Origin of the sequence: Micromonospora sp. MP36 (assembly GCF_008119785.1) — a bacterium.
Taxonomy (GTDB): Bacteria; Actinomycetota; Actinomycetes; order Mycobacteriales; family Micromonosporaceae; genus Micromonospora.
This window is the reverse complement of record NZ_VSFA01000001.1, coordinates 229,489-247,230: the sequence shown is the minus strand read 5'-3', so window position 1 is coordinate 247,230 and position 17,742 is coordinate 229,489. Positions and strand designations below refer to the sequence as shown.

The window sequence follows — 17,742 nt, the reverse complement described above, 5'->3', positions numbered from 1 at the left end:
CGGGCGGTGCCGGACGGCCGCCGGATGACCTAGGGTCGGCGACCATGGACGCGGAGATCATCGAACTCGGCCCGGACCGCCTGCCCGCGGTCGTCGACCTCTGCCGACGGGCCCTCGACCTGCCCGAGGACGCGGCCGAGGCGCCGGCCATCGTGGACACCCTCGCCGCCCGCGCGGCGGCCGACCGGCCGGTGCTGCGGCTCGGCGCGGTACGCGGCACCGAGCTGATCGGGGTGCTGGTCGGGTCGCGATCCGGACGGGACCGCCGGCTCGGCCACGTGGACCTGCTGGCGGTGGCGCCAGAGGAACGGCGCCGGGGCGTCGGGCGGGCCCTGCTGGCCGAGGCGGAACGGCGGCTCGCCGGGCTGGGCGCGGCCGAGCTGCTGCTCGCCGGGAATCCGCCGTACTACGCCTGGCCGGGGATCGACGTGCGGTACACCCCGGCGGTCTGCCTCGCGCTGCGGCTCGGCTACCGGCAGGACCGTACGGCGTGGAACATGACCGCGGACCTGGCCGACGGCGCGCCGGCGCTGCGTACCACGGAACCCGCCGAACGCCGGCTGGCCGACCAGGGCGTCACGGTACGCCGGGCCGAGCCGGCGGACCTGCCGGCGCTGGCCGCGTTCGCCCGGTCCACCTTCGGCGGGGCGTGGGACGGCGAGTTGGCCGGTTCGCTGGGGCGGCCGGACGCGGGGACGCACCTGGCCGAACGGGACGGCGAGATCCTCGGCTTCGCCGCGTACGGCTCGTCCCGGCCGAGCTGGTTCGGGCCGATGGGCACGGCCCCGGCGGCCGAGGGCTCGGGCATCGGCGGGGTGCTGCTCCGGCGCTGCCTCCGCGACCAGGCGGCGGCGGGAATCGGCACGGCGCAGATCGGCTGGGTGGGTCCGGTGCCGTTCTATGCGAACGCGGCGGGGGCCCGGATCGAGCGGGTCTTCTTTCTGTACCGGAAAGCGCTGGCCGGACAGGAATGACTAATAGGGCGAAAAGTGCATAGACGCTAATAATGCCATTCCGGCCCGTGGCCATTGACCGCCCCCTACGGTCGAGTCATAAGGAGGCAGCCATGACCACGGACGACGAACGGACCGATGACCAGCCCACGAGCTGGCACCCGGTCGGCGAGGTCTCCGGCCAACTGCCGTTCGACCGGCTCGACTACGGCGACGCCGAGCAACTGGTGGAGATGGCCGGCGTCGACGAGCCGTCCGGCGACGAACCGCTGCAACTGGTGGACGAGCCGATCCGCATCCCACCCCCGTACGAACGGGCGCACAAGCGGCGGAACCAGCGGCGGCTGCCGACGTGAGACACGGAAAGGGGGCGGACCGCTGACGCGGCCCACCCCCTTTCGGCGTGCTGGTGGAGCTGGACTCAGAAGTCCATGTCCCCGCCACCCGGGCCAGCCGGGGCGGCCGGGGTCTTCTCCGGCTTGTCCGCCACGACGGCCTCGGTGGTGAGGAACAGCGCGGCGATCGACGACGCGTTCTGCAGCGCGGAACGGGTCACCTTGGCCGGGTCGATGATGCCCGACGCGAGCAGGTCGACGTACTCGCCGGTCGCGGCGTTGAGGCCGTGACCCGCCTCGATGTTGCGGACGTGCTCGACGACGACGCCACCCTCCAGGCCGGCGTTGACGGCGATCTGCCGCAGCGGGGCGTCCAGCGCGATCTTGACGATCTGGGCGCCGGTCGCCTCGTCGCCGGTCAGGTCCAGCTTGTCGAAGGCGGTCTTGCCGGCCTGCACCAGCGCGACGCCACCACCCGGGACGATGCCCTCCTCGACGGCGGCCTTCGCGTTGCGGACGGCGTCCTCGATGCGGTGCTTGCGCTCCTTCAGCTCGACCTCGGTGGCCGCGCCGACCTTGATCACCGCAACACCGCCGGCCAGCTTGGCCAGGCGCTCCTGCAGCTTCTCCCGGTCGTAGTCGGAGTCGCTCTTCTCGATCTCGGCCCGGATCTGGTTGACCCGACCCTGGATCTGCTCGGCGTCGCCGGCGCCGTCGACGATGGTGGTCTCGTCCTTGGTCACCACGACCTTGCGGGCGCGGCCCAGCATGTCGAGGCCCACGGCGTCGAGCTTGAGGCCGACCTCCTCGCTGATGACCTGGCCACCGGTGAGGATGGCGATGTCGGCGAGCATGGCCTTGCGGCGGTCACCGAAGCCCGGCGCCTTGACGGCGACCGACTTGAAGGTGCCCCGGACCTTGTTGACCACCAGGGTGGCCAGGGCCTCGCCCTCGATGTCCTCGGCGATGATCAGCAGCGGCTTGCCCGACTGCATGACCTTCTCCAGGATCGGGAGCAGGTCCTTCACCGACGAGATCTTGCTGTTGACGATCAGGAGGTACGGGTCGTCGAAGACGGCCTCCATACGCTCCGGGTCGGTCATGAAGTACGCGGAGATGTAGCCCTTGTCGAAGCGCATACCCTCGGTGAGCTCCAGCTCCAGGCCGAAGGTGTTGCTCTCCTCGACGGTGATGACGCCTTCCTTGCCGACCTTGTCCATCGCCTCGGCGATGATCTCGCCGACGCTGGTGTCACCAGCCGAGATGGAGGCGGTGGAGGCGATCTGCTCCTTGGTCTCCACGTCCTTGGCGAGCTTCAGCAGCTCCTCCGAGACGCTGGCCACGGCGGCCTCGATGCCCCGCTTCAGGGCCATCGGGTTGGCACCGGCGGCCACGTTGCGCAGGCCCTCGCGAACCAGGGCCTGGGCCAGGACGGTCGCCGTCGTCGTGCCGTCACCGGCGACGTCGTCGGTCTTCTTCGCGACCTCCTTGACCAGCTCGGCGCCGATCTTCTCGTACGGGTCCTCGAGCTCGATCTCCTTGGCGATGCTCACACCATCGTTGGTGATGGTGGGGGCACCCCACTTCTTCTCGAGCACGACGTTGCGGCCCTTGGGGCCGAGGGTCACCTTCACGGCGTCGGCGAGCTGGTTCATGCCCCGCTCGAGGCCGCGGCGCGCCTCTTCGTCGAACGCGATCATCTTGGCCATACGGCGTTGTCCTCCTGGACACTCACGGGCCACCCGCGGGGGTGCCCCCCGGATGGGCCGCCTGGTGTACGCACCTTGGGACGCCGCCACCTGGCGACGACGACGTCCGCCGGCCGGGCCGGATAGCCCGCGACGACCGGCCTCGTGCCACCCCGGCGCCATCGAGACACCGGCGTGGCCGTGGCCCTACCGCCCCGACCATTTGGCACTCAACGTACGCGAGTGCCAATGACTTGTTTAGCACTCTCCCTAGCCGAGTGCAAGCACGATGCCCCCGCTCAGCCGAGTTCCGCGGCCAGTCGGGCGGCGTTCACCGGGCCTTCCTGGGCCCGCTGCTCGGCGTACGTGACGACCACTCCGACCAGCTGCGCCAGGTAGACCGGGGTGACCAGCACGGCGGCCACCAGGGACACCGCGACCGCGCCGGCCGCCGTACCCGGGGCGGACATCGGATCGACCCCGAACGGGAGCTGGCCGACGCCCTCGATGATCCCGCCGACCAGCGAGCCGACGATGACCGCCGCCGCGACCAGCGCCACCCGGCCCAGCACCATCCCGAACCGCTGGTGGAACATCCGGAAGGCCCGGCCGATCGGCTCCTGCCGCTCGAAGAGGTAGACCGGACCGAACAGGGCGACCGCGAAGGCCGCGTAGATCCCCGGCAGCACGCAGAGGCAGAACCCGACCGAGATCAGCAGGGTGGCGACGATGGTCCAGCCCCAGACGCCCAGGGCGCGGCGCCACCCGTACCGGAGGGCGGCTCCGACACCGACCGGCTCGCCGGCCGCTTGGCGGGCCACCACCCAGGTGCCCGCGGCCCAGCCCGCGCTCTGCAGCGGGCCGAAGATCAGGGCGGCCAGGAGGATCAGGCCGTAGAGGGCGAAGATGTCCTGGAAGTAGCCGTCCGGCAGGACCGGCGCACCGTCCGGCGCGGTGGTGGGCTCCACCGCCGGGACGAGGACGAGCGTGAGGACCGAGATCACCGCCGCCGGGAGCGTCTGGGTGAGCAGCATGATCGGCAGCAACTGACGCCAGCCGCGCTGCACGGCCCCGCTGCACCGGGCGAACCAGCCGCCGATGCCCGCGTGCGGCGGCGTGACCAGCGGGTCACCCGGGTCCGCGCCCGGATACCAGCCGTACGGCTGGCCCGGCATGGGGGCACCCGGCCAGGCGCCGGCCGGCACCGGTCCGCCCGCGGCCGGCCACACCCAGCCCGGCGCCGGCCCGGCCGGATCCGTCGAGTACGTCCCCCAGGGCTGCCCGCCGGACACGCCGTACCCCGGCTGGCCCGGCACGCCGTACCCCGGCTGGCCCGGCACGCCGTACCCCGGCTGGCCCGGCACGCCGTACCCCGGCTGGCCGGGTTGCGCCGGCGCGGCCGGGTGACCGGCGGTGGGCTGGGCGGGCACACCCGGCGCTGTCGGGGTGGACTGTCCGGGTGTGGCCGGTTCGCCCACGTGGCCCGGCGTCGAGGCCGGCTCGTGGGCTGGCGACGTCGACCGGGTCGGGTCGGCCGGGGGACCGGACGACGCCGGGGGGACCGGCTCGGTGGAACCCGACGGGGGCTGGTCGGACATGAACCCTCCTCAGCGTGGCGGCTGGAACGGCTCATGATCTTTCACGGTACACGCCGGCACCGCAGCCCCTGATCGGGTGGAAAGGCCGCCGGTCGGGCGGCGACGGGGTCAGGCGATGACGCGGACCCGCTCCGCCTGCGGGCCCTTCTGGCCCTGGGCGATCTCGAACTCGACCCGCTGGCCGTCGTCCAGCGCCTTGTAGCCGTCCATCTCGATCGCGGAGAAGTGGACGAAGACGTCCTGCCCGCCGTCGACGGCGATGAAGCCGTAGCCCTTTTCGGCGTTGAACCACTTGACGGTGCCCTGTGCCACGGTGCACTTCCTCACTCTGCGCGGCGTTCCACAACCCGGAGACCGGCGGACCGGCACCGGCGGACCACCCGTTTCGGCGGATCGGCGACGACCGCTGAATCGGTGACCGAAATCGCACGCTACACGAGGCGTGACGACCGCGCACGACCCCAAATCGGGCATATTCGGGCCAGCACCCGACCCCGGCGGGCAGGGACGGTGCCTGGTCCGGTATGCAGGCGGCATGAGCAGCGCGCCGATCACGACCATGGCCCGCACCGCGACCGTCCGCCGGGTCCGTGCCGAGGACGCCGCGCGGATGCGGGCGCTCCGGCTGGAGATGCTCGCCGACTCGCCGCTGGCGTTCATGGAGACCGTCGCCGAGGCCGCCGCCCGGCCGCACGCCGACTACGCGGCCCGGATCGCCTCGGTCGCCGAAGGTGCGGTGACCGCCCAGTTCGTGGCCGATCCGGGCGGTCGGCTGGTCGGCCACGCCGGCGGCACGGTCGTACCGGGCGAGCCGGGACTGACCGTGATCTATGCCGTCTACGTCACGCCGGCCTGGCGCGGCGCCCGGCTGCTCGGTGCGCTGGTGGACGAGGTGGCCGCCTGGTCCCGCGCCTGCGGCCGCCCCGAGCTGATGCTGGAGGTGGTGGTCGGCAACCACCGCGCCTACCGGGCCTACCAGAAGCTCGGCTTCGTCGACACCGGCGTACGCGTCCCACACCCCAAGATCCCCGCCCTCAGAGAACTCCAGATGCGCCGCCCCGCCTAGACCCCGCCCCGCTGACCGAGGGCCCATCCCACGGCGGTCACCCCGGAGATCACCCGCTGACCGCGGACCTGACCCAAGGCAGCGCCCTGAGATCAACACCCCTGGCCGAGGCGGTGCGATCAGGGTGACGCGGACGGGTTTCCGGGGCAGGCCGCCTCGCGGCGGGATCAAGCCTGACCGCCCGGAGCGAGGTGGCCTGCCCCGGAACCCCAAGAGGTGGCCGCCCGGAAACCCCAGCGGCGGCCGCCCCGGAAACCCCAAGAGCAACCTCAGACGTGCCGACGTGACTGCACGATCCGGAACCGGTTCGAAACGTACGCCCCGTCCGTCAGCGCGGAATTCGCCGCCGGGTTCGCCCCCGAGCCGTGGAAGTCGGAGAACGCCGCCGACTGGTTGACGAAGACCCCGCCGGTCAGGTTGCAGGACAGGTGCACCCCCGCGTCGATCGCCACCCCCTCGGCCGCGTCGAGCACCGCCTCGTCGGTGGAGTAGACGCCCGCGGTCAGCGCGCCCTTCTCCCCGACCGTGCTGCGCAGGATGTCCAGGCTGTGCGCGGTCGAGTCGGTCGCGATGGCGAACGAGATCGGCCCGAACCACTCCCGCGAGTAGGTCGCCGTGTCGGCCGCGTCCAGCTTGACGATGGTCGGCGTACGCACCACGGCGCCGGGGAAGGACGGGTGCTCGACGGTCCGCGACTCCAGCACCGGCTCGCCGACCTTGGTGACCTCCTCCAGCCGCTCCAGCACGCCGTCGTTGACGATCGCGCCGGTCAGCTCCACGCCGCGGGCCGGGTCGGCGGTGAGCTTGCCGACCGCCCCGGCGATGCCGGCGGCCACCTCGTCGAAGCTCTTGTGCCCCTGGTCGGTCTCGATGCCGTCCCGCGGGATCAGCAGGTTCTGCGAGGTGGTGCACATCTGGCCGCTGTAGAGGGTGAGCGTGAAGCCCAGGTTGCGGCACATTCCGACGAAGTCGTCGGTGGAGTCGATGACCACCGTGTTCAGGCCGGCCTTCTCGGTGTAGACGGCGGCCTGCCGGGCGTTGGCCTCCAGCCAGTCGCCGTACTCGGTGGAGCCGGTGAAGTCGACGATCTTCACGGCCGGGTGCAGCGCCAGGGTCGAGGCGAGCTTCTCGCCCGGCGCCTCCGGCGCGAGCTGCACCAGGTTGGGGTCGAAGCCGGCCTCGGCGAGCACCTGCCGGGCGTACTTCGCGGTGATCGCGAGCGGCAGCACCGCGCGCGGGTGCGGCTTGATGATCACCGGGTTGCCGGTGGCCAGCGAGGCGAAGAGCCCCGGGTACGAGTTCCAGGTCGGGAAGGTGTTGCAGCCGATCACCAGCGCCACGCCGCGCGGCACCACGTGGAAGGTCTTGGTCATCCGCAGCGGGTCGCCCTTGCCGGCGGCCTTCTCCCAGCCGGCCGTCGCCGGGTGGCGGGTCATCTCGGCGTACGCGTAGGCGATCGCCTCCAGCGCCCGGTCCAGCGCGTGCGCGCCGCCGGCCTGGAAGGCCATCACGAACGCCTGGCCGCTGGTGAACTGCACCGCGTTGGCCAGCTCGAACACGTTCCGGTGCAGCCGGTCGAGGATCTCCAGGCAGACGCCCGCCCGGGCCTGCGGGCCCGCGTCCCGCCAGGCCGGCAGGGCGGCGGAGGCGGCGGCCACCAGCTGGTCGGCGGTGGCGTGCGGGTAGCGCACGTCCAGCTCCACGCCGAACGGGCTGACCTCGGTGGCGACCGTCTGCCCGTCACCCGGCTGGTCGAGCGGGAAGTCGGCCTTCAGGTACGCCTCGAACGCCGCCTTGCCGTCCGCGGCGGCGGTCTCGCCGTACACCCGTGGGCTGGGCGACTCGGGGTAGGCGGACCAGTACCCGCGCTCCGTGATGGCGGTCAGCGCTCGGTTGAGGGTGTCGGCGTGCCTGTCGTACAGGGGGTGCGGGGTCTCCGTCATGCCCGCCATCATGCAACAGCGAGCCAGCAGATCAGTAGGGGCGTGTCACAAGTCAGATCGTCAGCTGCCAGTCCGTCCAGGCGTCCACCGGCCGGAAGCCGAGTTGCTCGTTGATCGCGATCATGTGCCCGTTCTCGGCGGCGTTCCAGGTGTCGATCGTCCGCAGCGCCGGCTCGTGGGCGAGCGCGTACCGCAGGTTCTCGATCTTGACGAGCAGGCCGAGCCGGTGCCCGCGGTGCGCCGGGTCGACGATGGTGATCTGCTGCCAGGCGTGCCAGTCGGCGCTCGGGCCCAGGTCGATCAGGGTCCAGGCGACCACCTGGCCGGACGCCTCGTGCACCGCCGCCTGGTGGTACCGGCGGCGCCCGCGGGCGTCCAGGGCCCGTTCGGTCGCCCGCAGCCGCTCGACGTCGATCCGCTCCGGCTCCCACTCCAGGTCGCCCAGGGGCGCGTCGGCCATCAGCCGGCCGTCCAGGTACGCCACGTCGGCGGCGTACTCCTCGGGCGTGTCACCGCGCCAGCGGACCACGCGGTAACCGGTCGCGTGCGCCCGCGCGTCGGCGGCCAGGCGGTCCAGCGCCGCCTGGTCGAGCCGCCCGGTGTCCAGCCGGCGGCGCACCTCGGCGAGCGCCGGCCGGGCTCCCGTGGCGGCGGCGAAGGCGTCGCCGGCCTGCGGCCGGGCCACGCCGCCGGGCAGCGCCGAGACGGTCACCCCGATGACCCGCTTGCGGCCGTGTTCGCGCAGCAGGCGCAGGCCGTGCTCGTGCAGCGCCCGCCCGACGCCCCGGCGCCGGTACGCCGGATGCACCACCAGCTCGGCGTCGGCGTTGTCGGTGTTGTCGAGCTGCGGCAGGTCGAGTGCGAGGTAGCCGGCCGGCACCCCGTCGAGCCGGGCCAGCGCCCAGAGCCGCACGGTGCCCGGCATCGGGTGCCGGACGCTGGCGGTGAACCGCTGCCGGCAGAACGGGGGGAAGTCCGGCAGGTCGGCCCGCTCGGCCGCCGCGCCGATCCGGTACGCCGCGTCGATCGCGGCCGGGTCGGCGGCGTCGAACGGCGCGATCGTGATGCCCATGCGGTGAGCCTGCGTCACGCACAGCGAAGGGGCCAGCGGTTTTCCGCTGGCCCCTTCGGACGTTGGTCGGGAGGGACGTCCGCACAACGCCTCCGGCGTTGGGTCGCAAGAACTTGAAGTCTCCGGCGGATGCCCTCCCGCACCGAGCATCTTGCGCCGTCCAATTCCTGCCGTCAAGTCCTTGTCGGCGGGTTTTCCACACTCACAGCGAAAAGCCAGTTACCCGGCGGATCGACCCGATCCCCCGTCCGGGCGATCCGCCCCTCCCCCACCCGGCCCCGGCGGCCTCCCGGTCGCCGCGTGCGGGACATCGCGGTGTCCGGGCAGCGGGACACCGCACCTGGAGTGGATCACGACTGGGCAGGACGGGCAGGCGGGCCGGACGGGCCGGACGGGCCCGGACGGGCCGGGCCCGTCGGCCGGCGAGCGTCGGCGTCAGCCGAGGAGGCCGGCGTCGCGGGCGGCGCGGAGCGACGGCTTGATCCGGTGGGTGGGGCCGACCTGGGCGGCCACCGCGTCGAGGGTTTTGAGACCCTCGCCGGTGTTGAAGACGACCGTCTCGGCCGCCGGGTCGAGACGCCCGGACTCGACCAGCTTGCGCAGCACGGCCACGGTGACGCCGCCGGCGGTCTCCGCGAAGACCCCGGTGGTACGGGCGAGCAGCCGGATGGCCGACCGGATCTCGTCGTCGTCGGCGTACTCCATCCAGCCGCCGGTGCGGCGGACCGCCTCCAGCGCGTAGAGGCCGGCGGCGGGATCGCCGATGTTCAGCGACTTGGCGATGCCGGTGGGCTTCACCGGCACGATGGTGTCGCTGCCGTTGTGCAGCGCGGTGGCGATCGGGTTGCAGCCGGCCGACTGGGCGCCGAACACCCGCCAGCCCCCGGCCGGCGCCTCGACCAGCCCGACCTCGACCAGTTCGGAGAACGCCTTGTCGATCTTCGTGAGCAGCTCGCCGCTGGCCATCGGGATGACCACCTGGGCCGGGATCCGCCAGCCGAGCTGCTCGGCCACCTCGTAGCCGAGGGTCTTGGAGCCCTCGGCGTAGTACGGCCGCACGTTGACGTTGACGAACGCGGTGTCCTCGAACTCGTCGGTCTCCACCAGCTCACCGCAGAGCCGGTTCACGTCGTCGTACGACCCGTCGATGGCGACCAGGTCGCCGCCGTAGACGGCGGTGGTCACCACCTTGCCCTGCTCCAGGTCGCTGGGGATGAAGACCACCGACGGCGCCCCGGCCCGGGCGGCGTGGGCGGCCACCGAGTTGGCCAGGTTGCCGGTGGAGGCGCAGGCGTACCGGGTGAAGCCGAGCGCCCGGGCGGCGGTCAGCGCCACCGAGACCACCCGGTCCTTGAACGAGTGCGTCGGGTTGGCGCTGTCGTCCTTGATCCAGAGTGGGGCGGTGAGGCCCAGCTCGGCGGCGAGGTGCGGGGCGGCGACCAGCGGGGTCAGCCCCGGGTTCAGGGTCACCCGGGCAGCCGGGTCCTGGCCGGCGGGGAGCAGGCCCGCGTACCGCCAGAGGTTCTTCGGGCCGGCCTCGATCTGCTCGCGGGTGACCGTGGCGAGGGCGGCCGTGTCGTAGTCGACCTCCAGCGGCCCGAAGCACTCGTAGCAGGCGTGCTGGGCGGCGAGCGGGTAGCGCGCGGAACAGCCGCGACAGACCAGGGCGCGGGCCGGGCTGAGCGTGGTGTCGATGCCGGAGCTGGCGGGAAGCGTCGACGTCATGTCGAGGGTCCTCTCATCTTCCCCCGCATCGCCTCGTGCGGCGGGGACGGAATTGGCACCTGCCGGCGTCGCTCGTCGTCGAGCGCGCGGGTGGTTGCCGGGGCGTCATCGGGCCGTATCCCTCAGCCCCTCTGGATGAGGTATGCAGTTGTGCCACCGAGTCTAAGCAGACTCCGTCCCGCCGCCGAGCCGGGTTCCCACGCTGTGAGCTACCGCGCCGGATACGAGCACGGAAAAGAGTGGCCTGCGAGAACGGCAGACCACTCTTTCCGGGCAACTGTCCCCGCCGGTCCCGCTGCCGGTGCGGAGGGTGGCGGTCAGCGGGCCGCGACGGCGACCGGGTCGACCACCGCCGGGTGATCGGTGACGGCGACCCGGGCGGGACCGGCGGCCGCCGGAGCGGCGCCGGCGGCCGGGCGCGCCGTCCGGGCACGGCCGGCGAGGTTCGCGGCGACCAGGGCGGCGATGGTCAGGGCCGCGCCGGCCAGCTCCACGGTGCCGGGCCGGTAGCCGCGGAGGGTCTGCACCGCGAACGTGGTCACCGGGACCAGGTTCATGAACAGCGCGGCGTCGGCGGCGCCGAGCCGGCGTACCCCGGTGTTCCAGGCGAGGACCGCGAGGACGGCAGCGACCACCACGGCGTACGCGAGCTGCGGGGCGACCGCGACGAGGTCGGCGGCGGCCGGGGCGTGCTGGAGCCCGGTGAGGTCGGCGACGGCGCTGGCGGCCAGCATGGCGACCGTGCCGGCGACGGCGGTCAGGGTGGTGTAGCGCAGCGGGGAGTACTCGGGGAAGCGACTCGCGCCGTGGGTGTAGATCGCCCAGCTGATCACCGCACCGATCATGAGCAGCCCGCCGACCCCGAACTGGCCGAGCCCGTCGAGCCGGCCGCGGGTGATCACTAGACCCACGCCGACCAGGGCGACCAGCGAGAGGCCGAGCAGCGCCGGCCGGGGCCGTACGCCGTCGCGCGCCCAGCGGACGAGCTGGGTGACCAGGGGCGTGGTGGCGGCGAAGAGGGCGATCTGCTGCGGCGCGGCGTGCCCGAGGGCGAGGTTGGTGAGCACGTTGAAGCCGGCGAACCCGACCACGCCGAGCAGCACCGCCTCGGTCCCGCGGCCGTCCGCGCGCAGCGCGGTCCACCCCTCCCGGGCCAGCAGCAGGGCGACGAGCACGGCGGCGGCGAGGACGTACCGGGCGGTGGTCAGGTTGAGCGCGTCCACCCGGGTGAGCGCGTTGGCCAGGACGGGAAACATGACGCCCCAGCTCAGCACGGCGAAGAGCGGGAAGGCGGCGTGACGAGAGCGCATGTCAGCTCCAATGTTCGAGTATCGTCGAACCAGCACGGCCGACTCTAGGAGCTTGTTCGACGATTGTCGAACATGGGTTACCCTGGTCACATGGAGCTGCACGAACCCGAACTGCGCGAGGTACCGGTCACCGCCGTGCTGGCCGCCCTGGCCGACGACGTACGGCTGCAGATCGTGCGCGCCCTCGCCGAGGGCGGTGAGTACGCCTGCGGCACCTTCGAGTTCGGCGTCTCCAAGGCGACCCGCAGCCACCACCTCAAGGTGCTGCGCGAGGCCGGCCTGACCCGGACCCGGGTGGCCGGCACCAGCCGGTACGTGCGGCTGCGCCGGGACGAACTGGAGCACCTCTACCCGGGCCTGCTGGACGCGGTCCTCAGCCGCAGCACCACGCCCGCCGAGCACTCCTGACCCGGCGCGCCGACCGCCCCCGGCCCCTCGGACGACGCCTGGCAGGATCAAGCGCGTGACGGTGACGGCACGGTTTGAGATCTTGGTAGGAAATGGCCCCTGGAGGGACGGTTTCCTACCAAGATCTCAACGAAACGGTCAGCTCGTGACGTCCTTGCGGGTGAACCGCCAGAAGGCCAGGCCCCAGAAGACGGTGGCGTAGACGATCGCCGAGATGGCGCCGCGTACCACGTCGTCGGTCTGCATCGGGGTGGAGAGCAGGCCCAGCCAGGCGCTGCTGTAGTGGGTCGGCAGCAGGGCCCGCAGGCCGCCCAGCGCGGTGATCTGGTCCAGGATGCTGGAGAGGATCCAGAGCAGCACCGCCCCGCCGACCGCACCGAGCGCGGCGTCCGTGCTCACCGAGAGCAGGAACGCCAGCCCGGCCACCACCAGCAGGACGACCGCCAGGTAGCCGAGGATCGCGAGCAGGCGGACCAGCCCGTCGGCCGGGGCCAGCTCGGCGGCGACCTGGCTGCGCAGCGGGGACCAGCCGTACCGGAGGGTGCCGGCGAGCAGCGCGGTGGCGGCGAGCAGCAGCAGGGCCAGCCCCGAGTACGCGAGCGCGACCAGCAGCTTCACCGTGAGCAACCGGGCCCGGGGCACCGGGACGGCCAGCAGGTAGCGCAGGCTGCCCCAGCTCGCCTCGCTGGCCACCGTGTCGCCGCAGAAAAGCGCCACCACCACGACCAGCAGGAACGACGCCGAGACCAGGATGGTGAACAGGGTGAAGTTCAGCCCGCCGGAGGTGGCCAGGTCGGCCAGGCTGGAGAACTCCCCCCGGCCGCCGCGGTCGTCCTCGCCGGAGTTGAACTGGAAGGCGACCAGGATGATCAAGGGCAGCAGCACCATGAACCCCAGCGCGAGCTGGGTACGCCGGCGCGACGCCTGCCGGCGGAACTCGGCCAGGAACGGCAGGGTCGCCGACGGCCGGTAGCCCCGCGCCGCCCCGCCCCGGTCCACCGTGGCCACGGATGACGACTGTCCCATCACCGGTCCCCGCTTCCTCGGGAGTTCTCGCCGACCAGGGCGAGGAACGCGTCCTCCAGGCGACGGCGGGGCACCACCCGGTCCACCCCGATGCCGGCCCGGACCAGCTCGGCCACCACCTCGCTGCGGGCCGTGCCGTTGGTGTCCACCACCAGCCCGCCGTCACCGTCCGGCAGCACCCGTACGCCGTGCAGCCGCCTCAGCACGCCGCGCGCCGCGTCTGGGTCGCTCACCTCGAACAGCACGCTCGGCGACTCGCCGACGATCTCCCCGACCGGCCCGGAGGCGACGATCCGCCCCTTGTTGACCACCACCGCGTGGGTGCAGGTCTGCTCCACCTCGGCCAGCAGGTGGCTGGAGACCAGCACAGCGCGACCGTCGGTGGCGTACCGCTGGAGCACCCGGCGCATCTCGGCGATCTGCGGCGGGTCGAGGCCGTCCGTCGGCTCGTCGAGCACCAGCAGCTCCGGCAGGCCCAGCATGGCCTGGGCGATGGCGAGCCGCTGCCGCATGCCGTGGCTGTACTTGCGGGTCTTACGATGCACCGAGTCGCCCAGCCCGGCGATCTCCAGCGCCTCGTCGAAGTGCGCGTCCGCCCAGGGCCGCCCGGTCGCCCGCCAGTACGCCTTCAGGTTCTCCAGGCCGGACAGGTGCGGCAGGAAGCCCGGCCCCTCCACCAGCGCCCCGATCCGGGAGAGCACCGGCGAGCCGGGCACCAGCCGGTGCCCGAAGACGTAGATCTCGCCGGCGGTGGGCTGGGTCAGCCCCATCAGCACCCGCAGCGTAGTGGTCTTGCCGGCGCCGTTCGGGCCGAGCAGGCCCATCACCTGACCGGGGTGCACCTCGAAGTCCACGTTGGAGACGGCGACGAAGCCGTCCGCGTACTCCTTGCGGAGCTGGCGGACGGCGAGCGGGACGCCCGCGTACTCCGGGTGGACCGAGCTGTCCTGGCGGCGGTGCCGGCGCCGGGCGACCAGGACGACCACGGCGAGCCCGACCGCGATCGCGGCGAGCAGGCCGACCAGCACCCAGCGCCAGACCGTGGCGGTGGTGGGGATCGGCTGGGCGTCGACCGTGGGCAGCACCAACGGACCGCCGCCGAGGGCCACGGTGTGCACCACCGGCTCGGCCGGGGTGGCGTACGCCTGGTCGGAGGTGGCCACCACGACCCGCAGCCGGTGCCCGGCCTCGACCCGGCGGACGATCGCCGGCAGGGTGACCGCCACCGGCTGCGCGGCGTCGAGCGTCTTCGGCAGGCCGGTGAGCCGGACCGGCGCGACCAGCCCGTCGGGGAGGGTGGCCGCGCCCTTCGGGTCGACGTCGTAGAGCTTGACGAAGAGCACCGCCTCGCCGGTGGGCGAGGCCGCCCGGATCCGCACGGTGGGCGCGCCGACCACGTCGACCGCGTCGGTCAGCGGGGCGGACTCGAACCGGGCGTGCTGGCCGGGAATGTCACCGGCCACCCCGTCCAGCAGCGAGCCGATCGCCCCGGCGAACGGCACCGCGGAGATGGCCGCCGGGTTGCCGTTGGGCGGGTTGGCGATCGACTGGGCGGGTCCGGCCAGCGCGACCTCGTGGCGGCTCTGGCCGGCCACGCCGGGATAGTCGGTGGTGTGGTAGCCGGTGGCCACCAGGCCCCGGTCGAGCGCGTCGAAGCCGGCGATCCGGGAGAAGGTGAAGGACCCGCCCGGCGCGGCACCGTCGCCCTTGACGTAGTGGTCGAGCCACTGGGCGGTGAGGAACTTCACCCGGTCCGAGTCGGAGGTCGGGCCGGTGCCGCCGTCGTGGCCGCCGGTGAACCAGGCGACCCGGACCGGCGTACCGGCGGCGGCGATCCCGCGCGCGTTGGCGTCCGCCTCGGTGAGCGGGAAGAGGGTGTCCGCCTCCCCCTGCACCAGCAGGGTGGGCGCCTTGATCCGGTCGAGCACCCCGGCCGGGGAGGAGCGGCGCAGCAGGTCGACCGCCGCGGCGTCGGCCCGTCCGGTGGTGGCGATCCGCAGGTACGCGGCGCAGACGTCGGCGGCGAAGCGGCCGCAGGACGGGTCGGCGGCGCCGCCGGGGGCGCGCCCGGAGCCCGTGCCGGGCCCAGCGCCGGGCTGCGGGCTCGGCGCGCCGGCCGACGCCGGGGCGCCCTCGGGCTGGCCGGCGCTGGTGCCGGAGATGCCGGCCGGGCCGGAGCCGGCGTTGCCGCCGCCACCGAAGAACATGCCGGCCCAGCCCTTCTTGAACACGCCCTCGGTGGGCGCCTTGCCGGTGCTCTCCGGCAGGAAGGCCCGGGACAGGTCGTTCCAGGTGATCATCGGGACGATCGCGTCGACCCGGCGGTCCTGGGCGGCCAGCAGCAGCGCCAGGCCGCCGCCGTACGAGCCGCCGACCACGCCGACCCGGGGGTCGCCGGCGGCGTCGAGGCGGATGTCCGGGCGGGTGGCGAGCCGGTCGAGCAGTCGCTGGGCGTCCCGCACCTCGTAGTCCGGACTGTCCAGGTGGATCTCGCCGCCGCTGCGGCCGAAGCCCCGGGCGGTCCAGGTGAGCACCGCGTACCCCCGGTCGGCCAGGTCCTCCGCGTCGGAGCGGACCGACTCCTTGGTGCCGCCGAAGCCGTGCGCCAGCAGCACCGCCGGCACCCGGTGCCGGGCCGACGCGTCCCGCGGCAGGTAGAGCGTGGTGTCCAGGTCGACCGGCTGGTCGCCGGCGGCTCCGGAACGGACGGTCACCAGCGCCGACTCGGTCCGGAAGCCGGATCGCTGCGGCCGGGCCGCCCAGGCCACGGCGGCGGCGACCAGGGCGACCACCGCCACCGCGGCGACGACTCGGCGACGGCGGGTGGCCAGGGCACGCCGGAGCCGCGCGACGGCGAGCGGTGATCTCATGCGGCACACGCTACGGCCCGGACGCTGAGCGTTCCCTGAGATCCGCCGTACGTTCGTCCGGGTGCGCCGTTCGGTGCGCGGGATCCGTCGACCGTGGTCCGTCGAGGCCGGCTCAGCGGGACGACTTCGGATGCCGTGAAATCGCATCTACGGGCGCGAACCCCGCCGATCCCGCCATCCCGACGACCGTCCCGGCACGCAGCGCGCCCGGCCGGTCGACGACCCGTCATCCGCGCCGGGAGTGACGCCTAGCCGACTCGGTGTCGGCGATCACACCCGGGCTGTGCTGGGCTACGTTCCGGTCCGGTGCACGGGACGCTTACCGCCGAACTGGAAGTCGCCGTGCTTCGCGCGAGGCCGTACGAGAGGCGGTCGGCCGGCGGGCCGCGCAGCCCGCGGTTGATCGCCGAGTTGACGAATGCCGCAGCGATGCTGGAGTGGTTTGGCGCGGAACCGGGTACCGGACCCGTCGCTGCCTGCGCGGTCCGTTCTCGACGAAAGGGGTGGACACGATGAGAGGCGATCTGGACGAGACCCTGGCCCGGCTGGCGCGCCGCGAGGAGGCCCTGCGCCGCCGGGAGGCCGGCGACGGGGCCGACCGGGACGAGGCGCCGCCCACGGTGGCGCGGCGGGACGGGCACGGCGCGTACCGGCTGCGCGGCGGGACCGGGCCGGATCAGGTGCACCCGGTCGAGGAGGTGGCCGAGGCGGTACGCCGAGTGGTCGCCGAACACCCCGGGTTGGCGGTCACCCTGCGGGTGGAGCACGGCGGGCAGGCGTACCCGCTGCGGGTCGCCTGGACGGGCCGGGAGGTGACGGTCGGCCCCGTGCCCGCGTCACCGCCGGCCCCGCCGGCCTGGCCGGTGCCGGTGACCCCGGTGCCGTCCCCCGGGCCGGACCGGGAGGGCCCGGACCCGGCGGCCCGGCTGGCCGAGATGGTCCGGCGCGACCCCTCGCTGCTGGAGGACCCGGGCCCGCGCTGACCCGGCGGACGCGCGCCGCGGACGCCAGGTGGTGCCGGCGGCTACTGTCGGGCGGGTGGCGGAACCCGAGCTGACCCTGACCGCGAGCCTGCGCCCGGCGGCGCTGGACGCCCGGCGCGGCGTGGTCCGCCTGCACCCCGAGGTGCTGACCGCGCTGGCGCTGCGCCCCGGCGATCCGGTACGCCTGGCCGGTCGCCGGGTGACCGCCGGCATCGTGGCCGCGGCCGAACCGACCGCGAGCACCGCCCTGCTCTACGCCGACGACCTGCTGCTGGGCAACCTCGGCGTGCGGGACGGCGGGCAGGTGACGGTGAGCCCGCTGCCGGTGACCCCCGCCCGCCGGGTGACCCTGAGCGGGCCGGTCGCGATCGTCGCCGCGGTCTCCCCGGAGATGCTCCGGCTCGCCCTGCTCGGCAAGGTGGTCACCGCCGGGGACGACGTCTCGCTGCTGCCCCAGGACGTGCTGCCCGACGCGGCGGTCCGCGGCCTGGTCGAGGCCGCCCGGCGCAGCCTCGCCAACACCGTCGGATACGCGTGGACCAGCACCCTGCTCACCGTGGTCACGGCGGAACCGGGGGCCGGCGCGCTGGTCACCATGGACACGGTGGTCGGCTGGGAGCACGGCCCGGCCACCCACGGCCCCGGCGCCGCCGGCCCGTACCCGAATGGCCGGCCGACCGCCGAGCCCGGCCGCCGGGCCCCGGTCAACCGACCGTCCGGCGCCGGGACCGAGTGGACCGCCCCCACCCCGACCGAGCCCGAACT

14 protein-coding genes, 1 pseudogene and 1 riboswitch are annotated in these 17,742 nt (G+C 73.7%); of the genes and pseudogenes, 6 read left to right on the top strand and 9 right to left on the bottom strand.

What is annotated here, in order from left to right; translation table 11 throughout:
- Positions 1-44 precede the first annotated feature (44 nt).
- On the top strand, positions 45-974 hold the full coding sequence (locus FXF52_RS01155) for a GNAT family N-acetyltransferase (protein WP_148793235.1): 930 nt from the start codon (positions 45-47) through the stop codon (positions 972-974).
- A 92-nt stretch (positions 975-1,066) separates the two neighbouring features.
- Entirely contained in the window at positions 1,067-1,309 is a 243-nt protein-coding gene (locus tag FXF52_RS01150) for a hypothetical protein (RefSeq protein WP_148793234.1), read from the top strand.
- 65 nt (positions 1,310-1,374) lie between these two features.
- Here the strand turns inward: FXF52_RS01150 and groL are convergent, their stop codons facing one another.
- The 3 genes from groL to FXF52_RS01135 form a co-directional block, all read right to left on the bottom strand.
- Positions 1,375-2,997, bottom strand: a complete 1,623-nt coding sequence (groL, locus tag FXF52_RS01145) for a chaperonin GroEL (protein ID WP_148793233.1) — start codon at positions 2,995-2,997, stop codon at positions 1,375-1,377.
- A gap of 278 nt (positions 2,998-3,275) precedes the next feature.
- Positions 3,276-4,574: a hypothetical protein gene (locus FXF52_RS01140; RefSeq protein ID WP_148793232.1), complete on the bottom strand. Its 1,299-nt coding sequence runs from the start codon at positions 4,572-4,574 to the stop codon at positions 3,276-3,278.
- 108 nt (positions 4,575-4,682) lie between these two features.
- A complete protein-coding gene (locus tag FXF52_RS01135; protein ID WP_013288855.1) occupies positions 4,683-4,886 on the bottom strand; it encodes a cold-shock protein in 204 nt (67 codons plus the stop codon).
- Between the two features lie 223 nt (positions 4,887-5,109).
- On the opposite strand from FXF52_RS01135, the gene FXF52_RS01130 reads away from it, so the two are divergent.
- Positions 5,110-5,640: a GNAT family N-acetyltransferase gene (locus FXF52_RS01130; protein ID WP_148793231.1), complete on the top strand. Its 531-nt coding sequence runs from the start codon at positions 5,110-5,112 to the stop codon at positions 5,638-5,640.
- A gap of 269 nt (positions 5,641-5,909) precedes the next feature.
- On the opposite strand, the gene paaN is transcribed toward FXF52_RS01130, so the two are convergent.
- From paaN to FXF52_RS01110, 4 genes are all read right to left on the bottom strand, one after another.
- Positions 5,910-7,583: a phenylacetic acid degradation protein PaaN gene (gene paaN / locus FXF52_RS01125; RefSeq protein ID WP_187413275.1), complete on the bottom strand. Its 1,674-nt coding sequence runs from the start codon at positions 7,581-7,583 to the stop codon at positions 5,910-5,912.
- A gap of 52 nt (positions 7,584-7,635) precedes the next feature.
- On the bottom strand, positions 7,636-8,655 hold the full coding sequence (locus tag FXF52_RS01120) for a GNAT family N-acetyltransferase (RefSeq protein WP_148793229.1): 1,020 nt from the start codon (positions 8,653-8,655) through the stop codon (positions 7,636-7,638).
- Positions 8,656-9,090: 435 nt separating this feature from the next.
- Positions 9,091-10,380 carry a threonine synthase gene (gene thrC / locus FXF52_RS01115; RefSeq protein ID WP_148793228.1) on the bottom strand — a complete coding sequence of 430 codons (1,290 nt, stop codon included), beginning with the start codon at positions 10,378-10,380 and terminating at the stop codon, positions 9,091-9,093.
- A gap of 10 nt (positions 10,381-10,390) precedes the next feature.
- A riboswitch (SAM riboswitch) is annotated at positions 10,391-10,522 on the bottom strand.
- Positions 10,523-10,697: 175 nt separating this feature from the next.
- Positions 10,698-11,690 carry a DMT family transporter gene (locus FXF52_RS01110; RefSeq protein WP_148793227.1) on the bottom strand — a complete coding sequence of 331 codons (993 nt, stop codon included), beginning with the start codon at positions 11,688-11,690 and terminating at the stop codon, positions 10,698-10,700.
- 90 nt (positions 11,691-11,780) lie between these two features.
- On the opposite strand from FXF52_RS01110, the gene FXF52_RS01105 reads away from it, so the two are divergent.
- The gene (locus FXF52_RS01105) at positions 11,781-12,098 is read left to right on the top strand and encodes a helix-turn-helix transcriptional regulator (protein WP_148793226.1); all 318 of its coding nucleotides are present in this window, start codon (positions 11,781-11,783) and stop codon (positions 12,096-12,098) included.
- Positions 12,099-12,236: 138 nt separating this feature from the next.
- Here FXF52_RS01105 and FXF52_RS01100 read toward each other — a convergent pair whose 3' ends face one another.
- Positions 12,237-13,124, bottom strand: a complete 888-nt coding sequence (locus tag FXF52_RS01100) for an ABC transporter permease (RefSeq protein WP_148793225.1) — start codon at positions 13,122-13,124, stop codon at positions 12,237-12,239.
- Entirely contained in the window at positions 13,124-15,994 is a 2,871-nt protein-coding gene (locus FXF52_RS01095; protein WP_148793224.1) for an alpha/beta fold hydrolase, read from the bottom strand. Before FXF52_RS01095 ends, FXF52_RS01100 begins: the two co-directional genes overlap by 1 nt.
- 512 nt (positions 15,995-16,506) lie before the next feature.
- On the opposite strand from FXF52_RS01095, the gene FXF52_RS43795 reads away from it, so the two are divergent.
- A complete protein-coding gene (locus FXF52_RS43795) occupies positions 16,507-16,977 on the top strand; it encodes a hypothetical protein (RefSeq protein ID WP_148793223.1) in 471 nt (156 codons plus the stop codon).
- A gap of 55 nt (positions 16,978-17,032) precedes the next feature.
- Positions 17,033-17,627 (top strand): annotated as a pseudogene (locus FXF52_RS43950) (ATPase); the annotation flags it as partial.
- Positions 17,628-17,742: the final 115 nt, after the last annotated feature.